Origin of the sequence: Lentzea sp. NPDC058436, assembly GCF_042721515.1 — a bacterium.
Classification (GTDB): domain Bacteria; phylum Actinomycetota; class Actinomycetes; order Mycobacteriales; family Pseudonocardiaceae; genus Lentzea.
In genome coordinates, this window is the sequence record NZ_JBHXLF010000003.1 from 920,432 (window position 1) to 940,306 (window position 19,875).

At 70.6% G+C, this 19,875-nt stretch carries 18 protein-coding genes and 1 tRNA gene; 8 read left to right on the top strand and 11 right to left on the bottom strand.

Annotation, left to right across the window (positions count from 1 at the left end):
- Nucleotides 1–69 precede the first annotated feature (69 nt).
- The 4 genes from ACFWN2_RS18085 to ACFWN2_RS18100 all read right to left on the bottom strand — a co-directional run bounded on the left by ACFWN2_RS18085 (nucleotide 70) and on the right by ACFWN2_RS18100 (nucleotide 3,949).
- Complete coding sequence (locus ACFWN2_RS18085) at nucleotides 70–1,533, bottom strand: LuxR C-terminal-related transcriptional regulator (protein WP_382428625.1); 1,464 nt, start codon at nucleotides 1,531–1,533, stop codon at nucleotides 70–72.
- A gap of 27 nt (nucleotides 1,534–1,560) precedes the next feature.
- Nucleotides 1,561–2,223 (bottom strand): SAM-dependent methyltransferase, encoded by a 663-nt coding sequence (locus tag ACFWN2_RS18090; protein WP_382428626.1) that lies wholly within the window; start codon nucleotides 2,221–2,223, stop codon nucleotides 1,561–1,563.
- Nucleotides 2,224–2,342: 119 nt separating this feature from the next.
- Nucleotides 2,343–2,414, bottom strand: a tRNA-Glu gene (locus ACFWN2_RS18095).
- A gap of 143 nt (nucleotides 2,415–2,557) precedes the next feature.
- Nucleotides 2,558–3,949, bottom strand: coding sequence for a PucR family transcriptional regulator (locus tag ACFWN2_RS18100; RefSeq protein ID WP_382428627.1), 1,392 nt, complete (start codon nucleotides 3,947–3,949; stop codon nucleotides 2,558–2,560).
- Nucleotides 3,950–4,030: 81 nt separating this feature from the next.
- Between ACFWN2_RS18100 and ACFWN2_RS18105 the strand changes: the two genes are divergently transcribed.
- From ACFWN2_RS18105 to ACFWN2_RS18120, 4 genes are read left to right on the top strand one after another with little or no spacing between them, the layout of a single operon-like run.
- Nucleotides 4,031–5,449, top strand: coding sequence for a sodium:solute symporter (locus ACFWN2_RS18105; protein WP_382428628.1), 1,419 nt, complete (start codon nucleotides 4,031–4,033; stop codon nucleotides 5,447–5,449).
- Nucleotides 5,446–6,384 carry an agmatinase gene (gene speB / locus ACFWN2_RS18110; RefSeq protein WP_382428629.1) on the top strand — a complete coding sequence of 313 codons (939 nt, stop codon included), beginning with the start codon at nucleotides 5,446–5,448 and terminating at the stop codon, nucleotides 6,382–6,384. Before ACFWN2_RS18105 ends, speB begins: the two co-directional genes overlap by 4 nt.
- On the top strand, nucleotides 6,381–7,994 hold the full coding sequence (locus ACFWN2_RS18115) for a thiamine pyrophosphate-binding protein (protein ID WP_382428630.1): 1,614 nt from the start codon (nucleotides 6,381–6,383) through the stop codon (nucleotides 7,992–7,994). Before speB ends, ACFWN2_RS18115 begins: the two co-directional genes overlap by 4 nt.
- Nucleotides 7,991–9,379: an aminobutyraldehyde dehydrogenase gene (locus tag ACFWN2_RS18120; RefSeq protein WP_382428631.1), complete on the top strand. Its 1,389-nt coding sequence runs from the start codon at nucleotides 7,991–7,993 to the stop codon at nucleotides 9,377–9,379. The genes ACFWN2_RS18115 and ACFWN2_RS18120 overlap by 4 nt, the downstream gene beginning before the upstream one ends.
- Here the strand turns inward: ACFWN2_RS18120 and ACFWN2_RS18125 are convergent.
- Entirely contained in the window at nucleotides 9,354–10,142 is a 789-nt protein-coding gene (locus ACFWN2_RS18125) for an oxygenase MpaB family protein (protein WP_382428632.1), read from the bottom strand. The genes ACFWN2_RS18120 and ACFWN2_RS18125 overlap by 26 nt on opposite strands.
- 119 nt (nucleotides 10,143–10,261) lie before the next feature.
- Here ACFWN2_RS18125 and ACFWN2_RS18130 point away from each other — a divergent pair, with 119 nt between their 5' ends.
- Nucleotides 10,262–11,206 (top strand): zinc-binding dehydrogenase, encoded by a 945-nt coding sequence (locus ACFWN2_RS18130; protein WP_382428633.1) that lies wholly within the window; start codon nucleotides 10,262–10,264, stop codon nucleotides 11,204–11,206.
- A gap of 48 nt (nucleotides 11,207–11,254) precedes the next feature.
- Here ACFWN2_RS18130 and ACFWN2_RS18135 read toward each other — a convergent pair whose 3' ends face one another.
- The 4 genes from ACFWN2_RS18135 to ACFWN2_RS18150 form a co-directional block, all read right to left on the bottom strand.
- Entirely contained in the window at nucleotides 11,255–11,959 is a 705-nt protein-coding gene (locus ACFWN2_RS18135; protein WP_382428634.1) for an anti-sigma factor family protein, read from the bottom strand.
- Nucleotides 11,956–12,507 carry a sigma-70 family RNA polymerase sigma factor gene (locus tag ACFWN2_RS18140; RefSeq protein ID WP_382428635.1) on the bottom strand — a complete coding sequence of 184 codons (552 nt, stop codon included), beginning with the start codon at nucleotides 12,505–12,507 and terminating at the stop codon, nucleotides 11,956–11,958. The genes ACFWN2_RS18135 and ACFWN2_RS18140 overlap by 4 nt, the downstream gene beginning before the upstream one ends.
- 121 nt (nucleotides 12,508–12,628) lie before the next feature.
- Nucleotides 12,629–13,564, bottom strand: coding sequence for a DUF1996 domain-containing protein (locus ACFWN2_RS18145; protein ID WP_382428636.1), 936 nt, complete (start codon nucleotides 13,562–13,564; stop codon nucleotides 12,629–12,631).
- Nucleotides 13,565–13,674: 110 nt separating this feature from the next.
- The gene (locus ACFWN2_RS18150) at nucleotides 13,675–14,238 is read right to left on the bottom strand and encodes an anti-sigma factor (RefSeq protein ID WP_382428637.1); all 564 of its coding nucleotides are present in this window, start codon (nucleotides 14,236–14,238) and stop codon (nucleotides 13,675–13,677) included.
- A 163-nt stretch (nucleotides 14,239–14,401) separates the two neighbouring features.
- On the opposite strand from ACFWN2_RS18150, the gene ACFWN2_RS18155 reads away from it, so the two are divergent.
- From ACFWN2_RS18155 to araD, 3 genes are read left to right on the top strand one after another with little or no spacing between them, the layout of a single operon-like run.
- Nucleotides 14,402–15,034 carry a GntR family transcriptional regulator gene (locus tag ACFWN2_RS18155; RefSeq protein ID WP_382428638.1) on the top strand — a complete coding sequence of 211 codons (633 nt, stop codon included), beginning with the start codon at nucleotides 14,402–14,404 and terminating at the stop codon, nucleotides 15,032–15,034.
- The gene (locus tag ACFWN2_RS18160; protein ID WP_382428639.1) at nucleotides 15,021–15,926 is read left to right on the top strand and encodes a dihydrodipicolinate synthase family protein; all 906 of its coding nucleotides are present in this window, start codon (nucleotides 15,021–15,023) and stop codon (nucleotides 15,924–15,926) included. The genes ACFWN2_RS18155 and ACFWN2_RS18160 overlap by 14 nt, the downstream gene beginning before the upstream one ends.
- Complete coding sequence (gene araD / locus ACFWN2_RS18165; protein WP_382428640.1) at nucleotides 15,923–17,629, top strand: L-arabinonate dehydratase; 1,707 nt, start codon at nucleotides 15,923–15,925, stop codon at nucleotides 17,627–17,629. The genes ACFWN2_RS18160 and araD overlap by 4 nt, the downstream gene beginning before the upstream one ends.
- On the opposite strand, the gene ACFWN2_RS18170 is transcribed toward araD, so the two are convergent.
- On the bottom strand, nucleotides 17,626–18,501 hold the full coding sequence (locus ACFWN2_RS18170; RefSeq protein WP_382428641.1) for an alpha/beta hydrolase family protein: 876 nt from the start codon (nucleotides 18,499–18,501) through the stop codon (nucleotides 17,626–17,628). The genes araD and ACFWN2_RS18170 overlap by 4 nt on opposite strands.
- A gap of 99 nt (nucleotides 18,502–18,600) precedes the next feature.
- Nucleotides 18,601–19,797: a glycosyltransferase gene (locus ACFWN2_RS18175; RefSeq protein WP_382428642.1), complete on the bottom strand. Its 1,197-nt coding sequence runs from the start codon at nucleotides 19,795–19,797 to the stop codon at nucleotides 18,601–18,603.
- Nucleotides 19,798–19,875: the final 78 nt, after the last annotated feature.

The window sequence follows — 19,875 nt, forward strand, 5'->3', positions numbered from 1 at the left end:
CGCGTCGCAGGTTTCTGTTGTTGCTCAAGGAAAACGCACGTGCACCGGCCGGCACATCCAGAGCAATACCTAGGTTTGGTCGCGGGCTATGCGCGCCGCCTCGGACCTGTTGCCCGCGCCGAGCTTGGCCAGCACGTGCGACACGTGCAGCCCCACGGTCCGGACGCTGAGCACCAGTTCGTGCGCGATCTCCTTGTTCGTGCGACCCCAGCCCAAGAGCTCCAGGACCTCGCGCTCACGCGGGGTCAACGTGCCTAGTTTCGGTGTGGCCTTGTGCAGCAACGGAATGCGCTGCCTGCGCGCCTGCCGTGAGACCATCGCGGCCAACGGCAGCGCGCCGAGCCGTTCGGCGGCGCGGTCGGCGTGACGCAGCGCTTCCGGTTCACCACAACGGGTTCGCGCGTACGCGGCCTGGTACGGCATCCTCAGCCGGTCCCACGCCGCCGCGATCCCGGCCCACGAGTCCTGGCCCGTCTCGGCCAGCGCGACCCGGCGCCACACCTCGTCCTCCGGTCCGCACGGCTCGGGCAGCCGGGCGAGCAGCTCCCGTTCCACGGCGGCGGGATCGTCGAGCTTGGTCACCCTGCCGCCCGCCGCCTGCAGGTCGCGCGCGGCACCGAGACCTTCGGCGCACAGCCGCAGCACCTCACCGCCGGTCAACGCGTCCGGCAGGTCCGCGACGGTCTCGCGGCACAGCTCCACGGCGACGCGGAACCGTCCGCGGGCCCGTGCGGCGACGGCTCTGGTGTACGCGCACTGGGCAGCGAACAACGCGTCCGGGCCGTCGATCGCCTTCTCCGCCTCCTCGATCAGGTCGTCGGGATCCTCGCCGCGCAGGGCGACCGCCTCCGCCTGGCAGAGCAGGATCCGCGCGGCCTTGTTGCCGGGGATGGCGTCCGGGACCTCCAGCTCGTCCAGCTCCCGCCACCGCCCGAGGGCCAGCAGGCTGGTCGACAGGTTGTAGCGGATGACGGCGCTGAACGTCGGCGCGAGGCCCTGAACCTCCAGCCGTGTCAACGCTTCCTTGCCGATGCGCGCGCTGCGCTCGTGCTGCCCGGAGCTGCCGAGCACGTACGTCAGGTTGCCGACGGCCCGGCAGAGTTCGCGGACGCTGCCGCTGCGGTGCGCGGCCGTCCGTGCTTCCTCCAGTGACGCCACACCCGCTTGTACGTCACCGAGGAACGCCTCGCACACACCCTGCACGCTCAACGCGTACGCACGAACAGTCTGGTCCTCGATCTCCAACGACGAGAGGAGCCGCACGGCGCGTGCGTGTTCCCCCTCGGACATGAGCCAGCTGGCCTCGGCGACGGCGACGCGCTGCACCATCGGCCCGCGCGCGAGTCCCTTGGCCTCCAGCAGGGTCTCGTGCGCCGCGGCCCGGTCGCCCAGCACGAACTGGCAGTCCCACAACAGGTAGAGCAGCTCACACCGGTCGTCCGCCGTCGTGAGCGCCTTGCGCAACTCCGCAGCGGCGTCCTGCGGCCGGCCAGCCGACCGCAACGCCTTCGCCCGCTCCAGCGCTTCCCGCACGTTGCCTTAGGAGGGGCCGGAAGGCCGTCAGATACTGCCCTTGCGGCCGATCCCCGCGTACGCGCCCGGCACGACGGCGGGCGCCTCGGTCTCCAGGCCTTCCATGAGCTGGTCGACCGGCGTCGAGTGCGACACCACGAGGAACCCTCCCGCGGGCAACGCGTGCCGATAGCGGCGCACGACCCGACCCGGTCCGATCGCGTCGTCGACGTACCTCAGGACGTCGACCATCAGCACCGCGTACGGCTCGCGCAGGTCGAAGTGGGACAGCACGCCGGGATGCCGCAGCACCTGGTCGGGGCGGCGCAGGTCCGCCTCGATCGCGCACGTCCGCGGCTCGCCGCGCAACAGTCCGCGTGAGAACGCGACCGTCACGGCGTCGGAGTCCACGTAGACCACGCGCGCGTCGGGCAGCGTCTGGTGCGTGGCACCGCACGTCGGGATGCCCGAGCCGAGGTCGAGGAACTGGCGCACGCCCGCCGCCCAGCAGTGGCGGACGGCGTCACGCAGGAACGTCCGCTGGGCCCGTGTCACGGCGGGCAGTTCCGGGTCGATCCGGACGGCCTGCTTGGCGAACGCGCGGTCGGCGGCGTAGTTGTGCGCGCCGCCGAGGTAGAAGTCATGGATGCGCGCGGCGTTCGGCCGACGAACGTCGACCTCGTATCGAGCGAAGGCGGGGACCGCAGCCATTCGCAGAGCGTAACTGGCGCCTAGACCATTCGGGCGAAGTTTTCGAAGATTCTTTGGGTCCGTCTGACATGGACACCTGTGCGGGAGGGCCCGGTCCACCCCACTGAGACCGGGCCACGCAGCGCGTACGGGGATCGAACCCGTGTTTCCGGATTGAGAGTCCAGCGTCCTGACCACTAGACGAACACGCCAAGGACGAGCATCGAAAAGAAAATGCTCGCAGAAATAGAAGAAAGTGAACTAGCAGGTCACAGCTTTGAGGGCGCTCCGGCCCATTCATCTGCTCGGATCATGGAACAATGATGACCGAAAGTGCGCACCGGCCGCAAAGCAATTAATCGAGCCACGTCAGCGCGAACCACAGCGAGGCACGCGCGTCGGCCGTTCCAAGATCACGATCGAGCAGCCGTTCGACGTGTGAGATTCGGTGCCGAACGCTGTTCCGGTGCACGCCGAGCACCGCCGCGGCCCGGTCCCAGCCGCCGTGCTGGGCGAGCCAGGCCCGCAGGGTGTCCACGAGCTCGGGGTGTCCGGCGAGCGGTGCGAGCTCGCGGCGGGCGAAGGCGCGGGCGGCCACGGGGTCCACGAGGGACGCCAGGCCGGAGGCGGGGAAGGCGGGCTCGCCGGTGGCCAGGGCGCGGGCGAGCAGGGCGGAGGCTTCGGCCGCGGCGGCGTCCACCGCGGACCTGGGGACAGAGGGTGCGGCGCCGGGACCATCGACTGCGGACGCTGCGGTTTCCGTTGCCGCGGCAACCGGCGACACCCCCACCGGCCCCGACACCTCCACCCCGGCCGCCACCAGCGCGAGAAACCCCTCCCCCTCCTTCGACACCAGCGGCCCGTACCGCGCGGCCAGCACGTCGTAGTCCGCCCGCGACTGTCCCGCCACCACCCGGTGGGGACCGTCCCCCAGCACCGCGGACACCCCGGACACCTGCTGCCTCAACAGCGCCGAGGCCGCCAGCCGCGCGATCTGGCCGCGTTCGCTCTCCAGGTCCCGCCGCAGCAGCCCGAGCAACGCCAGCGCCACCGCGACCACGGCGCGTTCGGCGGGAGACAGCGGTGCCGGCCGGCGCACCACGAGCACCGCGGACTCGACCGGGTCCAGCGTCACCTGGTCCTCACCCACCTGGGCGGAAGCCGAACGAGGTCCCCGACCGGACGACACCCGTCCGACGAGTGACACGACGTCGGGCGGTGCGGAGGCCTCGTCCACGAGGTCGGCACGGCAGTTCAGCACCACGGCGAGGGTCGTCAGCACCGACTCGACGGGACGGACGCGCGTCGCGGCGCGGGTCAGGGCGCGCTGGCTGTCGGCGAGCATCCGCTGCTCGCGCCCCGCGATCTCCGCGAGCAGCGCGCCGAGTGCCTGCGACACGGCGAGGAACGGCGTCGACGGCGGCACCTCCAGCAGCGGCATGCCCTGCGCCGCGCAGACGTCCACCAGCGACGACGGCACCGTCGGGAACTCCGGCTCGACGCCGAACCCGATCGCGGAGACGCCGGACGACACGAGCCCGGACACGTAGGCGGCCACGTCGGACGGGAACCGCACCCCGGCCGTGAGCAGCAGCTCCTCGCCGACCAGGTACGGCGTCGGGTCCTCCAGTTCGGACACGTGCGCCCAGCGGACCGGCCGGTCGAGCGTGCCGGCTCCACACAGGACGGTCAGTCCCAGGTCGACTCGCGCGACCAGGTCTCGCAGTGGGACGGTTTGTACAACCACAAGTCCAGGATTGTGCACAACGACCACTTACCGGCGCCAGCACGCGTTCCTACTGTGACCTGCAACCCAAGGAGGTCGGCAGTGGCTCTCGACTACGCGGTGATCGCCGCCTACGTGCTCGGCATGATCGGCATGGGCTGGTGGGGCATGCGCCGCGCCACCAGCAAGAGCGAGTACCTGGTCGCCGGGCGCCGGCTCGGTTTCGGCATGTACTCCGGCACCATGTCCGCCGTCGTGCTCGGGGGCGCGTCGACCATCGGCGGTGTCGGGCTCGGCTACAAGTTCGGGATCTCCGGCGCCTGGATGGTGTTCGCCATCGGGCTCGGCATCCTGTTGCTCAGCGCGTTGTTCGCGCGCCGGATCGTCCGGTTGAAGGTCTACACCGTCAGCCAGATGCTCGACCTCAGGTACGGCGGCAACTCGTCGCTCGTGTCGGGCGCGGTCATGTGGGCGTACACGTTGATGCTGACGGTCACGTCGACGATCGCGTACTCGACCATCTTCAACGTCCTCTTCGGACTCCCGAAGACCGTCGGTGTGATCATCGGCGGCAGCATCGTGGTGCTGTACAGCGTTCTCGGTGGCATGTGGTCGATCACGCTGACCGACATCGTCCAGTTCGTCGTCAAGACGATCGGCATCCTGTTCCTGCTGCTCCCGGTCAGCATCATCGCCGCGGGCGGGTTCGACGGCATGCGGCAGCGGCTCGACGACCCGGCGATGTTCGACATCGGCAACATCGGCATCAGCACGATCATCACGTTCCTGTTGATCTACGTGTTCGGCCTGCTGATCGGACAGGACATCTGGCAGCGCGTGTTCACCGCCAAGTCGCCGAAGGTCGCGACGTGGGGCGGCATCACGTCCGGGCTGTACTGCCTGGCCTACGCCGTCGCGGGCGCGTTGATCGGCACGGCCGGCAAGGCGCTGTACCCGGACATCGCCAACAAGGACGAGGCGTTCGCGGTGATGGTCGAGAACCTGCTGCCGACCGGGGTTCGCGGTCTGGTGCTGGCGGCGGCTCTCGCGGCGATGATGTCCACATCATCCGGTGCGTTGATCGCATGTTCGACCGTCGCCGCCAACGACATCTGGCGGCGCAAGACCGATGTCCACTCGAACCGGATGTTCACGCTGGTCCTGGGCGTGATCGCGATCGGCGTCGCGGTGGTGCTGAACGACGTCGTGGCCGCGTTGACGGTCGCCTACAACATCCTCGTCGGCGGTCTGCTGGTGGCGATCATCGGCGGGCTGGTGTGGAAGCGCGGCACGAGGATCGGCGCGATGGTGTCGATGGCCGTCGGCGCGCTCACGTCGATCACTTTCATGATCGTTGACGGTGTGCTCGCCGACTCGCCCGTCTACTACAGCCTCGGCGCGTCGTTCGTGACGTACGTGGCGGTCAGTCTGGCCACGCCCCCGACGGACCCGGCGGTGCTCGCGCGCTGGGAACGGCGGGTGGCGGGGCAGGCGGAGGAAGAGGAACTGGTGAACGCATGATCGGCCCCGTCGACTCCTCGCGGGTCCCGCGCTACGCGGGTCCCGCGACCTTCGCCCGGCTGCCGCGCCTCGACGAGGTGGCGCGCGCGGACGTCGCGGTGGTGGGAGTCCCGTTCGACACGGGCGTCTCGTACCGGCCGGGCGCGCGGTTCGCGCCCTCGGCCGTGCGGGAGGCGTCCCGGCTGCTGCGGCCCTACAACCCCGGGCTGGACGTGGCGCCGTTCGAACGCGTCCAGGTCGTGGACGGCGGGGACGTCGCGGTCAACCCGTTCCACATCGGCGAGGCGATCGAGACGATCGAGGGTGCCGCCACCGACCTGCAGCGTGACGGCACGAAACTGGTCACCATCGGCGGTGACCACACGATCGCGCTGCCGTTGCTGCGGGCCGTGTCGCTGATCCACGGGCCGGTGGCACTGCTGCACTTCGACGCGCACCTCGACACGTGGGACACCTACTTCGGCGAGCCCTACACGCACGGAACCCCGTTCCGGCGCGCGGTCGAGGACGGGATCCTCGACACCGAGGCGATCTCGCACGTCGGCACGCGGGGACCGCTGTACGGCAAGAAGGACCTGGAGGACGACCGGCGGCTCGGGTTCGGCATCGTGACCTCGGCGGACGTGATGCGGCGCGGTGTCGACGAGACCGTGGACGCGTTGCGGCAGCGGATCGGCTCGCGCCCGCTCTACGTGTCGGTCGACATCGACGTGCTGGACCCGGCGCACGCCCCCGGCACCGGAACGCCCGAGGCGGGCGGGATGACCTCGCGCGAACTGCTGGAGATCGTCCGCGGGCTGCGCGGGCTGAACCTGGTGGGCGCGGACGTCGTGGAGGTCGCACCTGCCTACGACCACGCGGACATCACCTCGGTGGCGGCTTCCCACGTGGCGTATGACTTGGTGAGTCTGCTGGCATTGAAGGAGGGCGTGTGACGCGCAACGGTGGCGATGTCGTGGTCGAGACGCTGGAGGCGCTCGGCGCGAGCACCGTCTTCGGCATCCCGGGCCAGCACGCGCTCGGGCTCTTCGACGCGCTGCGGCGCTCGGAGCTGCGGTACGTCGGTTCGCGCACGGAGGTCAACGCCGCGTTCGCCGCCGACGGGCACGCGCGGATCACCGGTTCGGTGACGCCGCTGCTGGTGTCGACCGGGCCCGGCGCGCTGCAGACACTGGCGGGACTGCAGGAGTCGGCCGCCGCGTCGGCACCCGTGCTGGGCATCTCGTCGCAGATACCGTCCGCAGGACTCGGGGGCGTGCGCGGCGGGTACCTGCACGAGCTGACCGACCAGCTGGCGTCGTTCCGGGACGTCGTGAAGCACGCGCGGGTCGTCCGGCACGCATCGCAGATCCCGTCGGCGCTGGCCGAGGCGTGGGAGATCGCGCTGACGGCGCCGTTCGGGCCGGTGTGGGTGGAGATCCCGCAGGACGTGCTGCTCGCGCCCGTCTCCGTGCCGCCGGTGACGTCCGTGTCGTGGTCACCGCGCGAACTGCACCCGCGGGCCGAGCTCGTCGAGGAGGCCGTGCGGTTGCTCGACGGCGCGCGACGGCCGGTGATCCTCGCGGGCGGAGGCGCGGTGCGGGCCTCCGCCGAACTGCTGGAGCTGGCGGAGAAGCTGCGGGCACCGGTCGTGACGACGTTCGGCGGCAAGGGCAACTTCGGGTGGGACCACCCGCTGTCCGCGCAGTCGTGGCTGGAGGACTGGCACACCACGGAGTTCCTGGCCGACGCGGACGTGCTGCTGGTCGTGGGCTCGGGGCTCGGTGAGCTGTCCAGCAACTACCGGACGTTCCGGCCGCGCGGCACCGTGGTCCAGATCGAGGCCGACCTCGGCAAGCTGGAGTCGAACTACCCCGCGCTCGGCATCCACGCCGACGCCCGCCACGCGTTGCGCGCCTTGGCTTCCGGGGTGCGGGAACGGGCGACCGACGGCGTTGCCGAGGAACGGGTGCTGGGGCTGCTGGCGAGCGTTCGGGAGCGGCTGACCGGCCAGGGCCTCGACCTGGAGTGGCAGGTGCTCGCAGCGCTGCGGGCGGCCGTTCCGGACGGCACGCCGACCTGCTGGGACATGACGATCCTCGCCTACTGGGCCTGGTCGGCGTGGGATCCCCGCGGTGGCGCGCAGTTCACGGCCCAGGGCTCCGGCGGACTCGGCTACGGCTTCCCCGCCGCGCTCGGCGTGGCGGCGGCGACGGGCGGGCCGGTGCTCGCGGTGTCCGGTGACGGCGGCGCGATGTACGGGATCTCCGAGCTCGCGACGTCCGCACAGCACGGGTCGCGGGTCGTGTGGCTGATCGTCGACGACGGCGGCTACGGCATCCTGCGCGAGTACATGACCGACGCGTTCGGCCAGGCCACCGGCACCGAACTGGCCCGCCCGGACTTCGTGGCGCTCGCCGGGGCGTTCGGCGTGGCCGCCACCCGCAGCACGCCCGAGTCGCTGGCCGACGACCTCGCCAAGGCGTTCGCCGGGGACGGACCGCACGTGGTGGTCCTGCCCGCGGTGTTGCGCATGTTCGCCCCCACGCACCTGGAGCACACGTGATCGTCGCGAACTTCGTCAACGGCACCTCCGCTGACGCCGAACTGACCTCTCCGCTCGTCGATCCGGCCACCGGCACCGAGTTCGGGCGTGCTGTCGTCTCACGCGAGGCCGAGGTCGACGCCGCCGTCCAGGCCGCCGCAAGCGCTTTCCCCGCCTGGTCGCGCACCACGCCCGGCGAACGTCAGCACGCGTTGCTGAAGCTCGCGGATCTCCTGGAGGCCAACGCTTCCGAGGTGGCCGACGCGGAGGTCCGCGAGACCGGCAAGGTCCGTTCCGTGCTGCTGGACGAGGAGATTCCCCAGTGCGTGGACCAGATCCGGTTCTTCGCCGGTGCCGCCCGCGCTCTGGGCACGGCCGCGGCGGGTGAGTACATCCCCGGCCACACCTCGTACCAGCGGCGCGAGGCCGTCGGCGTGATCGCGCAGATCACGCCGTGGAACTACCCGCTGATGATGGCCGTCTGGAAGATCGCACCCGCGCTCGCGGCCGGCAACACCGTGGTGCTCAAGCCCGCCGACACCACGCCGTCGTCCACGATCTTGCTGGCCGCGCTGGCCTCGGAAGTGTTGCCGCGGGGCGTGTTCAACGTCGTGCTCGGCGACCGCGACACCGGCCGTCTGCTGGTCGAGCACCCCGTGCCCGCGATGGTGTCGCTGACCGGGTCGACCCGCGCCGGGATCGAGGTGGCCCGCAGCGCCGCCGCGACCGTGAAGCGCACGCACCTCGAACTCGGGGGCAACGCGCCGGTCCTGGTGTTCGACGACGTGGACGTCACCGCGGCGGCGGAGGGCATCGTCGGCGCCGCCTTCTACAACGCGGGCCAGGACTGCACGGCCGCTTCTCGTGTGCTGGTCCATGCGGCCGTGCACGACGAGTTCGTCGCGGCACTGGTGAAGGCGGCCTCGGCCCAGGTGCCCGGCATCGACTTCGGGCCGTTGAACAGCCAGGCCCAGCTCGACCGCGTGCTCGGCCTGCTGTCCCGGTCGTCCGCCACCGTCCACTGTGGAGGAAAGCGGCACGGGGACGCCGGCTTCTTCCTGGAACCGACCGTCGTCTCCGGGCTGGGCCAGGACGACGAGCTGGTGCAGGAGGAGGCGTTCGCGCCGCTGATCACCGTGCAGTCGTTCGCGGACGACGACGAGGCGATCGCCCTGGCCAACGGGGTTCCGCAGGGACTCGCGTCCTCGATCTGGACCCGCGACACCGGCAGGGTCGCGTCACTGACGGGACGGCTCGACTTCGGCATCGTCTGGGTCAACACGCACGGCCTCGTCGCCGCCGAGATGCCGCACGGCGGTTTCGGCGCCTCGGGCTACGGCAAGGACCTGTCGCTGCACGGCCTGGAGGACTACACGCGCGTCAAACACGTGATGATCGCGCACTGACCATCGCCCGGTACGGCATCGGGTAGTGCAGCAGGCTGGCCGGGACGAACGCGGACACGAGCCGGATCACGCGGATCCACCGGCGCAGCCTGCGCGCGTCCCGGTCCGTCCACTCCAGACCGAGCTTGTCCCGCAACGCCTCCGGCAGCGTGCCGACGGAGAAGTCCGGCAGCACCCGCGCCGCCACGGGCCGCACCAACGGCCACAGCGCGCTCGGCAGGTGTTCGGAGCCGGGCGCCTTGCCCGTCCGCAGCTCGAACGCCTCCAGCAGGTCCTGCACCCCGTCGGTGTTCTTCAGCTGCGTGGCGACCACGTCGTCGAGGTACGCGCGCAGCTCGGTGAGATCGCCCGGCATCGACCTGATGCCGAGCGTCTCCCCCGTCTCCCGCCACTCGCGGTAGAGCCGTTCCTCGTGGATCGCGGGCATCCGGGGCCGCAGCAACCGGTACGCCGTGAGCAGCGAGTCGAAGCTGGTGGCGTGCACCCAGCGGAACAGCTCCTCGTCCGCGCCGGGAATCCGGGCGTGGGCCCGCAACAGCCGGTCCGCCTCCCGCTCGGCCAGCTCACCGCCGAACAACCGCACCTGCGACGAGGTGATGGTCTTCGTCAGCCGCGCGAACGGGTCCGCGCGGTAGCTGTCGCGCACGGCGGCGGCGATGACCGGGTGCGCGACCTGCATCAGCACCGCGCGCCCCAGCACCACCAGCTCGAACCGGGTGTACCAGCCCAGCCGCCACGTCACCGACTCAGGTCCCAGCGTCACACCATGATCAATACCCGCGCCAGGCGGTGCCGACGATGATCTTTACCCGATCGAGTGCACCCGGTCGCAGCGCATCGGCTGTTGACCTCGAGTTAGGTGGAGCTCCTAGCGTCGGCGGCATGTTCGCGATTCGGCAGTACGAGTTCGGCCCGGCGGAGAACCTGCGCTTCGAGGAGGTTCCCGACCCGGAGCCCGCCGCAGGGCAGGTCCGCGTCACCGTGGCGGCGGCCGGCGTCCACCTCGTCGACACCACGATCCGCAAGGGCGGGTTCGGGCCCGTCGACTTCCCGATGACGCCGGGACGTGAGGTCGCGGGTGTCGTCACGGCACTGGGCGAAGGTGTCTCCGCCGACTGGCTCGGGCGCAGGGTCGTCGCGCACCTCGGGCAGGTCAACGGCGGGTACGCCGAGCTCGCGGTGGCCGGCACGGCCGCGTTGCACGCGTTGCCCGACGACGTGTCGTTCGAGGCGGCCGTCGCGATGATCGGCACCGGGCGGACGGTCGTCGGGGTGCTGGACTCCGCGAGGCTCACGAAGGACGACGTGGTGCTGGTGACGTCGGCGGCCGGGGGCATGGGCTCGTTGTTCGTGCAGGAGGCGCGCAACGTCGGCGCGCAGGTGATCGGGCTCGCGAGCACCGAGAAGCTGGACCTCGTCATGGACAACGGCGCGGACGCCGCCATCGACTACACACGGCCCGGCTGGGCGGACGGGCTCAAGGACATGACCGTCGTGCTCGACGGTGTCGGTGGTGAGGCGGGGGCGCTGGCGTTGAAGACGCTGGGGCCGGGTGGGCGGCAGATCATCTACGGCTGGTCGTCCGGGGCGATGACGCAGATCAGCACGGAGGCGTTGTTCGCCAACAGCCTCACGGCGACCGTCGCGCTGGGACCCGGGCTGATGCGACGAGGTCTGCGCACCCTCGAAGACGAGTCGATGGCGGGGCTGGCGAGCGGGCGGTTCGTGCCGCTGGTCCACCCGCCGTTCGCGCTGAAGGACGCCCCGAAGGCGCACGAGGCGCTCGAATCCCGTGCCACGGCGGGAAAAGTGGTGCTCAAGCCGTGAGAAGAGGGGCCGCTCCCCGACTGCGGAAGCGGCCCCTCGTCCCCTCGGTCACGCCTGTACCGGCACCTCGACGAACTTCTGGCCGTCGAAGTTCTCGACCACCACGGACTTCACGTCCTTGGGGTCGACCAGCGCGGAACCGTCCAGGTTCGTGCCCTCGGCGGCGCCCTTCTTGGACACCACCCAGGAGCCCGCCTCCTGGCGGCTGCCGTCCTTCGCCACGACGAAGATCCGGCACTTCTGGCCTTCGGGAATGCCGTTGATCGCCATGTTCGTGCGGACCCATCCGGCGGCGGGGACGACCTTCACCGTCATCGACGCCTTGGTCACCGGGTCCGTGAACGTGGCCAGCCTGGTACCTGCCGGGTCCGGAGCCACCGTCGGAGTGGGAAGGGCCGTCACATCGGGTGACGTGGCCTTGCCGACGAAGACACCGGCGCCCAGGACCACCGCGGCCACCACGGCCGCCGCGGCACCAAGCGCGAACTGACGACGCCGTGCGACGCCGCCTCGTTCGGAACGCACCTGGCGCAAGGTGCGCTGCAACAACAGATCGCCGCCCTCGGGCGGCCCGTCCAGCATGGCCTCCGGCGGTACCTCACCGAGGAAGGCCTCCATGTCGCGGAGCTCGTCGAGTTCACGCGCGCAGTCAGGGCAGGACGCCAGGTGGTCGTCCATCTCACGCACCTCCTGCTCGTCCAGTGCTCCCAGAACGTAAGCACCGAGCAGTTGCGGGTCGTGCCGCGTGGTCATCCAGCCACCCCCTTCAGTGCGACCTTCTGACCTCCGAAGGTCTCCCTCAAGGCTCGCAACGCGTAATACGATCTCGACTTCACCGTGCCAGGTGGCACCCCTAGGGCCTCTGCCGCCTCCGTCACGCTCCGGCCGCGGAAGTAGATCTCCATCAGCACGTCGCGGTGGTCGGAGGACAGCCTGTCGAGCGCTTCGAGCACCACCACCGAGTCAACCACCTGGTCCGCGTGGTCGCGCTCGATGGGCGGCGTCGCCGGAGACTCCGCCACCTCCTGGGGACGCGCAGCCCTCGCGCGGACCCTGTCCGTGACGATGTTCCGCGCCACGGTGAGCAACCAGCCGCGCACCGATCCCTTGCCGTTCACGAGGGCGTCGGGATGGCGCCACGCTCGGACAAGGGTCTCCTGGACCACGTCCTCGGCAGCCGCCCGATCGCCGGTCAGCCGCGTCGCGTACGCCAGCAGAGCCCGACCGTGCTCCTCGTAGAGCGATCGGATCAGCGCCTCGTCGGCCGCGGTCTCCCGTTTGCGGGAGAACAAAGCCGCCATCCACCCACTCCTCCCCGCCCGCGAACACCTCTTGCGGGCGTCCTGTTCAAGACCTCAGCCGTCACACGAGCGGCGGAGAGCTTCGGTTCAACGGGTTTCAACTAAAAAGGAACGCCGGATGTTAGCGGGAGCGGTTGAGCTGCCCGACCAGCTCCGCCATCCGGGCGTCCGGCATGACGTTGATGTACATGCCGTGGTCGGTCGCCGGATCGCGCAGCTCCTCCTTGAAGCTGTCGATCGCGAACGGATGACCTGCGGGAACGTCGTACCCCACGGTGACGCGCAGCCGCGGGATCGGGAAGGTCTTCGCCGGGCACATGCCGCCGGCGAGCGGGAACACCACGTGCGAGCGGTGCGAGGCGCTGTCGGTGTTGTTGCCGTCCCAGCAGCTGCCGAAGTCGTAGCTGCGCAGGGTCGTCGCGGCGCCGCACAGCGGATACTTCACCGAGTAGCGGCCCGGCTGGTCCGAGCAGCCCCACCGGGCGCGCGTGTTCGGGCCGTAGTCGTTGGTGAACGCCGCCGGATCGCCGGTGATCAGCCGCAGGAACCGCGGCATCGGCAGCACCGGGCTCACCGGGCTGCCGTCGTAGCGGATCTCCACGCTCTTCGGCCTGAGCACCTCACCGGTGTTGCCGTGCAGGCCGCCGCCGTCCGCGTGCAGGTCGTGCCCGGTGCGGTCGGTCAGGCGCAGCACCGGCCAGTAGTACGTCGAACGGTCTTCGTCCTCGCACGTGGTGGGCGCGGCCGCCAGAGAGTCGTCGGTCGACTTGGCGTCGGCCGACTTGTTGCCGACGTACTCGTGCGTGTGGTGAGCGCCGAAGGGGATGCCCGGTGAGACGACCGGGTTGTCGGCGTTGAGGTGACGGTCCTCGTTCGCCCCGCACCGGATGACGACGCTCGCCGTCTCCGGCTCGGTGATCACCTGGTCGAGTTCGCTGACGTACTGCTCAGCGGATGGCGCGCCGTTCGACGTGCCGCGCAGCAGGACCGCCGAGCCCACGATGACGAGGAGCGCGACCACCGCGACCGCGAGGGTCGCCGGTTTGTTCCGGGCCACGGCTACAGCCTGCCGGTCCGTTCGGGCAAACCAAAGCGTTCTGTCTCAATTGGTTCGGTGAACGCCGCCGACGTGACGGCGCCCACCGGCGAGCCCCAGGTCGTTCCTGCTCATGCCTGCCGCGCGGTGACCAGCGGTGTGCGGTCGTGGTTCACCACGCTCACCCCGGCCACGTCCCCCGCCCGCACCATCGCGGACCCGGCCAGGGTCACCTCACCCTCGTGGGCCATCCACGAGCCCGCGGTGAAGGTGCGTCCGTCCTTCGTGTGGACGACGAGCCAGCAGGCTTCCCCGTCCTGCATCCCGTCGACCGTCGCGACCAGCTTCAGGCCGCCCTCGGTGTCCGTGACCTGCACGGCCATGTGCGCACCCGCCGACGAGGTCCCCTGCAAGACCACGTCTGCGGTGCCACCGACCCCCATTCCCTGGCCCAGCCAGACGCCGCCGGCCAGCACGCCGGCGACCACGAGGGTCGACGACAGGGCCATGACGCGGCCTCGGCGGCGCACGGCCTGATGTCTTTCCTCACGGACCGTGCCCAGCGTGCGCTGGAGCAGGTGGTCCAGATTCGGCGGAGGCCCGTCGAGCGCGGCCTCCGGTGGCAGTTCTTCCATCAGCATGTCGTTCTCGTTCAACTCGTTGGGAGACACGGTCACGCGGAACGATGCGCTCAAATCTCTCCTTCTCCAGTCCCGCGCACAGCGGTGACCAACACCCTCAGAACGAGCCTGCGAGGAAGTTGGTTCAACGCAGATACAAGGACGTTGTGCAGACCACACGAGAAGGTTGACCGGGCCTCTACCTGCTTCTACGCTCTCATATATGATGTATGACCGGATGGGAACACTTCCGGCGTCACGAACGGACTTCGTTCTGGAATCGATCAAAGAAGCGATTCTTTCCGGAAAACTGAAACCCGGTCAGGCCCTTGTCGAAACGGATCTCGCCGCGACGCTCACCGTCTCGAAGACGCCCGTGCGCGAGGCGCTCAAGACGCTCGCCGGGTCGGGGCTCGTCGTGATGAGCCCGTACAAGGGGGCCACGGTCCGCGCGGTCGACGCCGAGCTGGCCCGGTCCGTCTACGACGTGCGGCTGCTGCTGGAACCCGAGGCGCTGCGCCGGTCGGTCGAGCTAGGAGCCGGCTTCGCCGAGGCCAGGTCGGCGCTGGACGACACCGAGGACCTGGCCCGGCGCAGCCTCGCGAACCGGAGGTTCCACCGCGGGCTGTACGCGGGCTGCGGCAACCCGTTGATGATCCAGATCCTGGACGGGCTGCGCGACCAGACCGCGCTGATCACCGTGGCCGGCTGGGGCGTCAGCCCGACCTGGGAGGCCGAGGACGCCGAGCACAGGGCGATCCTCGTGGCCGCGGAGGAGGGCTTCGCCGACGAGGCCGCCGACCTGCTGCGCCGGCACGTCCGCACGTTCGCCGACCGAGTGGCCGAGGAGCTTCCCGATGTCGTTCGATGACCTCACCGAGCAGCTGGCGTCCGTCGTGGCGATCACCGTCACGCCGTTCGACGCGGACGGGGCGATCGACGAGAAGAGCTACGCCGCCGTGGTGGACCGGATGGTCGAAGGCGGCATCTCGGTCGTGACGCCGAACGGCAACACGAGCGAGTTCTACACGCTGTCCTCCGACGAGACCGAGCGCGCGCTGCGGATCACCGTGGACGCGGTCGCCGACCGGGCCGCCGTCGTCGCCGGGGTCGGGCACGACGTGGCCTCGGCCGTGGCGGCGGCGCGGTTCGCGGACCGGGCAGGCGCGCGCGGGATCATGATCCACCAGCCGGTGCACCCGTACGTCTCGCTCGACGGGTGGGTGGACTACCACCGGGCGATCGCGTCGGCGGTGCCCGAGCTGAGCGTCGTGCTGTACGTGCGGAACCCTCGGATCGGCGGCGCGCAGATCGCCGCCCTGGCCGACGCGTGCCCGAACGTCGTGGGCGTGAAGTACGCGGTGCCGGACCCGGTGCGGTTCGCCTCGGTCGCGCGCGACGCCGGGCTGGAGCGGCTGACGTGGGTCGCGGGCCTGGCCGAGCTGTCCGCGCCGGGGTACTTCGCCGTCGGGGCCTCGGGGTTCACGTCCGGGCTCGCGAACGTGGCACCGGAGCTGTCGGTGCAGATGTTCCGGTGCCTGCGGGCGGGTGAGTTCGGTGCGGCGATGGAGTTCTGGGAGTTCGTGCGCGGCTTCGAGGAGCTGCGGGCGGCGGGCGAGTCTGCGAACAACGTGTCCGTGGTGAAGGAAGCGTTGGCACAGCTCGGTTTGTGCCGCCGGGACGTGCGCCCGCCCGCCTCGGCGTTGTCCGAGGCGGGCCGTTCGGCGGTGGGCGTGCTGCTGAACTCGTGGAACCTGCTGTGAGGCTGAGGTCCGCCGAGTGGTTCGAGGGCGAGGGGCTCAGGGCGTTCTCGCACAACGCCCGCGCGCGCCAGCTCGGCCTGAACCCCGGCGAGCACCTGGGGAAGCCGGTCATCGCGATCCTGAACACGTGGAGCGGCATCAACCCGTGCCACATGCACCTGCGCGAACGGGCCCAGCAGGTGGAGCGCGGGGTGTGGCAGGCGGGCGGTTTTCCCTTGGAGTTCCCGGTTTCCACGTTGTCGGAGACCTACCAGAAGCCGACTCCGATGCTGTACCGGAACCTGCTGTCGATGGAGACGGAGGAGATCCTGCGCTCCTACCCCGTCGACGGGTGCGTGCTGATGGGCGGCTGCGACAAGACCACGCCCGCGTTGCTGATGGGCGCGGCCTCCGCCGGACTGCCCGCGATCTTCGTGCCGGCCGGGCCGATGCTGCGCGGGCACTGGCGCGGCGAGAACCTGGCCTCCGGCACGGACATGTGGCGGTTCTGGGACGAGAAGCGCGCGGGCACGATCTCGTCCGGCGACTGGGCGGAGATCCAGTCCGGCCTCGCCCGCTCCCCCGGCACGTGCATGACGATGGGCACGGCCTCGACCATGACGGCCGCGGCGGAGGCGTTGGGACTGACGCTGCCCGGCGCGTCGTCGATCCCGGCAGTCGACTCGGCGCACCACCGGATGGCGGCCGCGTCGGGCATGCGCGCGGTCGAGATGGTGCGCGAGGGCTTGACGATCGGCGACGTGCTGTCGGCGGAGGCGTACGAGGACGCGATCCGGACCGTGCTGGCGCTCGGCGGTTCGACGAACTCGTACATCCACCTGATCGCGATGGCAGGGCGGTCGCGGATCCCGTTGTCGCTGAACGACTTCGACCGGTTGTCGCGCGAGGTTCCCGTGCTGGCCTCTGTCCAGCCCGCCGGGTCGGGGTTGATGGAGGACTTCTACTACGCGGGCGGGCTGCGCGGGTTGCTGTCGCGGTTGCGGGAGTCGTTGCACCTCCAGCGGATCACGGTGACGGGGCGGACGTTCGGCGAGGACCTCGACGGCGCCGAGGTGCACGACCCGTCGGTGATCCGCCCGCTGGACGACCCGATCTCGGCCGAGGGCGGACTGGCCGTGCTGCGGGGCAATCTGGCCCCGGACGGTGCGGTGATCAAGTACGTGGCGGCCGATCCCGCGTTGTGGAAGCACACCGGGCCCGCCGTGGTCTTCCACGGCTACCAGGACCTTCAGGCACGGATCAACTCGCCGGAGCTGGACGTGACGAGGGATTCGGTGATCGTGCTGGCCGGTGGAGGCCCGAAGGGCGGGCCCGGCATGCCGGAGTACGGGATGCTGCCGATCCCGGACAAGCTGCTGCGCGAAGGCGTCCGGGACGTCGTGCGCGTCTCGGACGCGCGGATGAGCGGAACTTCTTATGGCGCCTGCGTTCTGCACGTGGCACCGGAAGCGCACGTCGGCGGCCCGCTCGCGTTGGTGCGGGACGGCGACCTCGTGACGCTGGACGTCGAGGCGCGGGTGTTGCGCGTGGAGATCTCCGACGAGGAGATGGCGCGCCGCAAAGCCGCGTGGGTCGCGCCGCCGCCGAAGTTCGAACGCGGGTACGGCGCCCTGTACTACGAGCACATCACGCAGGCCGACGAGGGCTGCGACTTCGAGTTCCTGTCACGGCCAGGGGTGAATCCCGAGCCGAACGCCCACTAGCTCTTGGACTCGACGCGGCCGTCAGTGATCTGGACTTCCTGCCAGTCGTTGGTGCCGAGCAGCTGGCTGCGCAGGTAGGCCGTGGTGAGACGCAGCACCGTCGCGACCCGTTCCGGGCTCTCGTCCGTGGTCTCGGCGACGTCGTACCCGGAGACGCCGCCGAACCCGTGCTCGGCGCCGAACAACGTGAGCAGGTCCTTCTGGCCGGGCGCCAGGTGGTACGGGTCGGCGTGCCAGTCCGGTCCGGCGGTGGTGAGGTGCTCGGAGGCGTCCGCGTCACCGGCGACGACGAGCGCGGGCGTGGACATCTCGCTGAAGTCCGTGGTCAGCATGAACGGGTAGTGCTCGCGGACGTAGTCGCTCACCGCGTCACCGCGACCGGTCGCCCCGAGCAGGACGCCCGCCCTGATCCGCTCGTCCTTCAGGCTCACGCCCTCGGTCCGCATGCCCAGCAGCAGGCTCGCGGTGTGGCCGCCCATCGAGTGGCCGACGACCGCGATCTTCGTGCGGTCCCAGCGGTTCTGGAGCTGCGGCACGGCCTTCTCGATCTCGTCGAGGCGGTCGAGGACGTGCGACACGTCCTCGGCGCGGGACCGCCAGAACAGCGGCGCGCCGGGGGTGTCCTCCGGCAGCTTCAGGCTGCGGCTGCTCAGGTGCGTGGGCTGCAGGACGACGAAGCCCTGCTCGGCCCAGTGGTTCGCGAGCGGCGCGTAGCCGTTCAGCGACGACAGGTGGTTCGAGTAGCCCTGCCCGTGCGAGAGCAGCAGGATCGGCAGGCCGGTGCCCTCGGTCGGCGCGGAGACCTTCAGCTGCAGGTCGACGGGCCGGCCGGGGACGTCGAGCACGACGGGGCTCACCGTGAAAACGGTCATTGCGGAATTCCCTTCGAGTGCGGTTCACTCAAGCGGAGCGACGTTCCGGAACGATACGGAGCACTGTTCCGCTTTGTCAACCGCACTCGTGGGAAGCCGCTACCCGGCCGTCAGCAGGAAGCGCGCCGCCCGCTCCGCTCCGTCCGCGCGGATCTCCCCCGCCACGGCCGCGGCACGAACCCGCGTCTCCGGGGCCAGCGCCGTCCTGAGCGCCGCGGACAGCGACTCGAACGTCGGCACCGGCCCGTCGTGCGCGGCGCCGATGCCCAGCTCGGCGACCCTGCGGGCCCAGAACGGCTGGTCCACGATCTGCGGCACCACCACCTGCGGTGCGCCGGCACGGGCAGCGGTCGTCGTCGTTCCCCCGCCGCCGTGGTGCACGACGGCGGCGACGCGGCGGAACAGCGCCTGCTGGTTGACCTCGCCGACGACGAGGCAGTCGTCGCTGTCGTCGACCTTCGCGAGGCCCGCCCAGCCGCTGGCCAGGAGCACGCGCCTGCCCTGCGCGCGGACCGCGTCGACCGCGATCTGGGCGACGTCCTTCGAGGCGTGCATGGCCATGCTGCCGAAGCCGACGTACACCGGCGGCTCACCGGCCTCCAGGAACGCCTCCACCTCGGTTGCGAGCGGGCGTTCGTCGGGCAGGATCCACGCCCCGGTCTGCTCGACGACGAGGTTCGTCAGCTCCGACTGCGGCCAGAGCAGCGGGTCGGCCGCCAGCAGCAGCGCGCCCGTGTAGACGTGGTCGCGGACGTTGCCGACCGGCGGCATGCCGAGCGCCGCGCGGTGGGTGTTCAACGCCGGGCCGTACATCGCGTTCACGTTCTCCGCGTCGATCCGCCACAGGACCTCGTTGTCGGTCTCGTCCGGCGGCAGCGGCTTGCCCGGCCGTTGCGACGGCCTGCGGTGCGGCGACGGCAGCGAGACGTCGTGGAACATCGCGAGCACGTACCGCAGGCCCAGGTGCTCGGCCACGGACCGCGCGCCCGCCGGCATCAGGCCGGTCGCCACCAATACGTCGGCACCGTCGGCCGCGGCGGCGACCGGGCCGAACCACTCGCCCACCAGTGCGGCCGCGACGGCGGGCGGGTCCGGCCGCGTGCTCGTCGCCAGCTCCCGGACGGACTGTCCGAACGGGACCAACGGCACGCCGAACTCGGCAAGCCTCGCAACGAACTCCTCGTCCGGCGGCACGCACACCCGCACGTCCGCGCCCTGTTCCCGCAACGCCACCGCCAGTGCGATCAGAGGTTCGACGTCTCCCCGCGACCCGAACCCCGCCAGCACAACACGCATCTTCGACGACTCCCCAGGTTGCCCGATTCCCCGTTACGGCGGGAGATTCTGCGCCGGGGACGGGGTCTTGCCGCAAGA

Excerpts from the sequence above, each read along its gene's own strand:
- ACFWN2_RS18090 (WP_382428626.1), bottom strand. The coding sequence starts at position 2,223 with ATGGCTGCGGTCCCCGCCTTCGCTCGATACGAGGTCGACGTTCGTCGG.
- ACFWN2_RS18175 (WP_382428642.1), bottom strand. The coding sequence starts at position 19,797 with ATGCGTGTTGTGCTGGCGGGGTTCGGGTCGCGGGGAGACGTCGAACCT.
- speB (WP_382428629.1), top strand. The coding sequence starts at position 5,446 with ATGATCGGCCCCGTCGACTCCTCGCGGGTCCCGCGCTACGCGGGTCCC.
- ACFWN2_RS18160 (WP_382428639.1), top strand. The coding sequence starts at position 15,021 with ATGTCGTTCGATGACCTCACCGAGCAGCTGGCGTCCGTCGTGGCGATC.
- ACFWN2_RS18140 (WP_382428635.1), bottom strand. The coding sequence starts at position 12,507 with ATGGCGGCTTTGTTCTCCCGCAAACGGGAGACCGCGGCCGACGAGGCG.
- ACFWN2_RS18170 (WP_382428641.1), bottom strand. The coding sequence starts at position 18,501 with ATGACCGTTTTCACGGTGAGCCCCGTCGTGCTCGACGTCCCCGGCCGG.
- ACFWN2_RS18135 (WP_382428634.1), bottom strand. The coding sequence starts at position 11,959 with ATGACCACGCGGCACGACCCGCAACTGCTCGGTGCTTACGTTCTGGGA.
- ACFWN2_RS18130 (WP_382428633.1), top strand. The coding sequence starts at position 10,262 with ATGTTCGCGATTCGGCAGTACGAGTTCGGCCCGGCGGAGAACCTGCGC.
- ACFWN2_RS18155 (WP_382428638.1), top strand. The coding sequence starts at position 14,402 with ATGGGAACACTTCCGGCGTCACGAACGGACTTCGTTCTGGAATCGATC.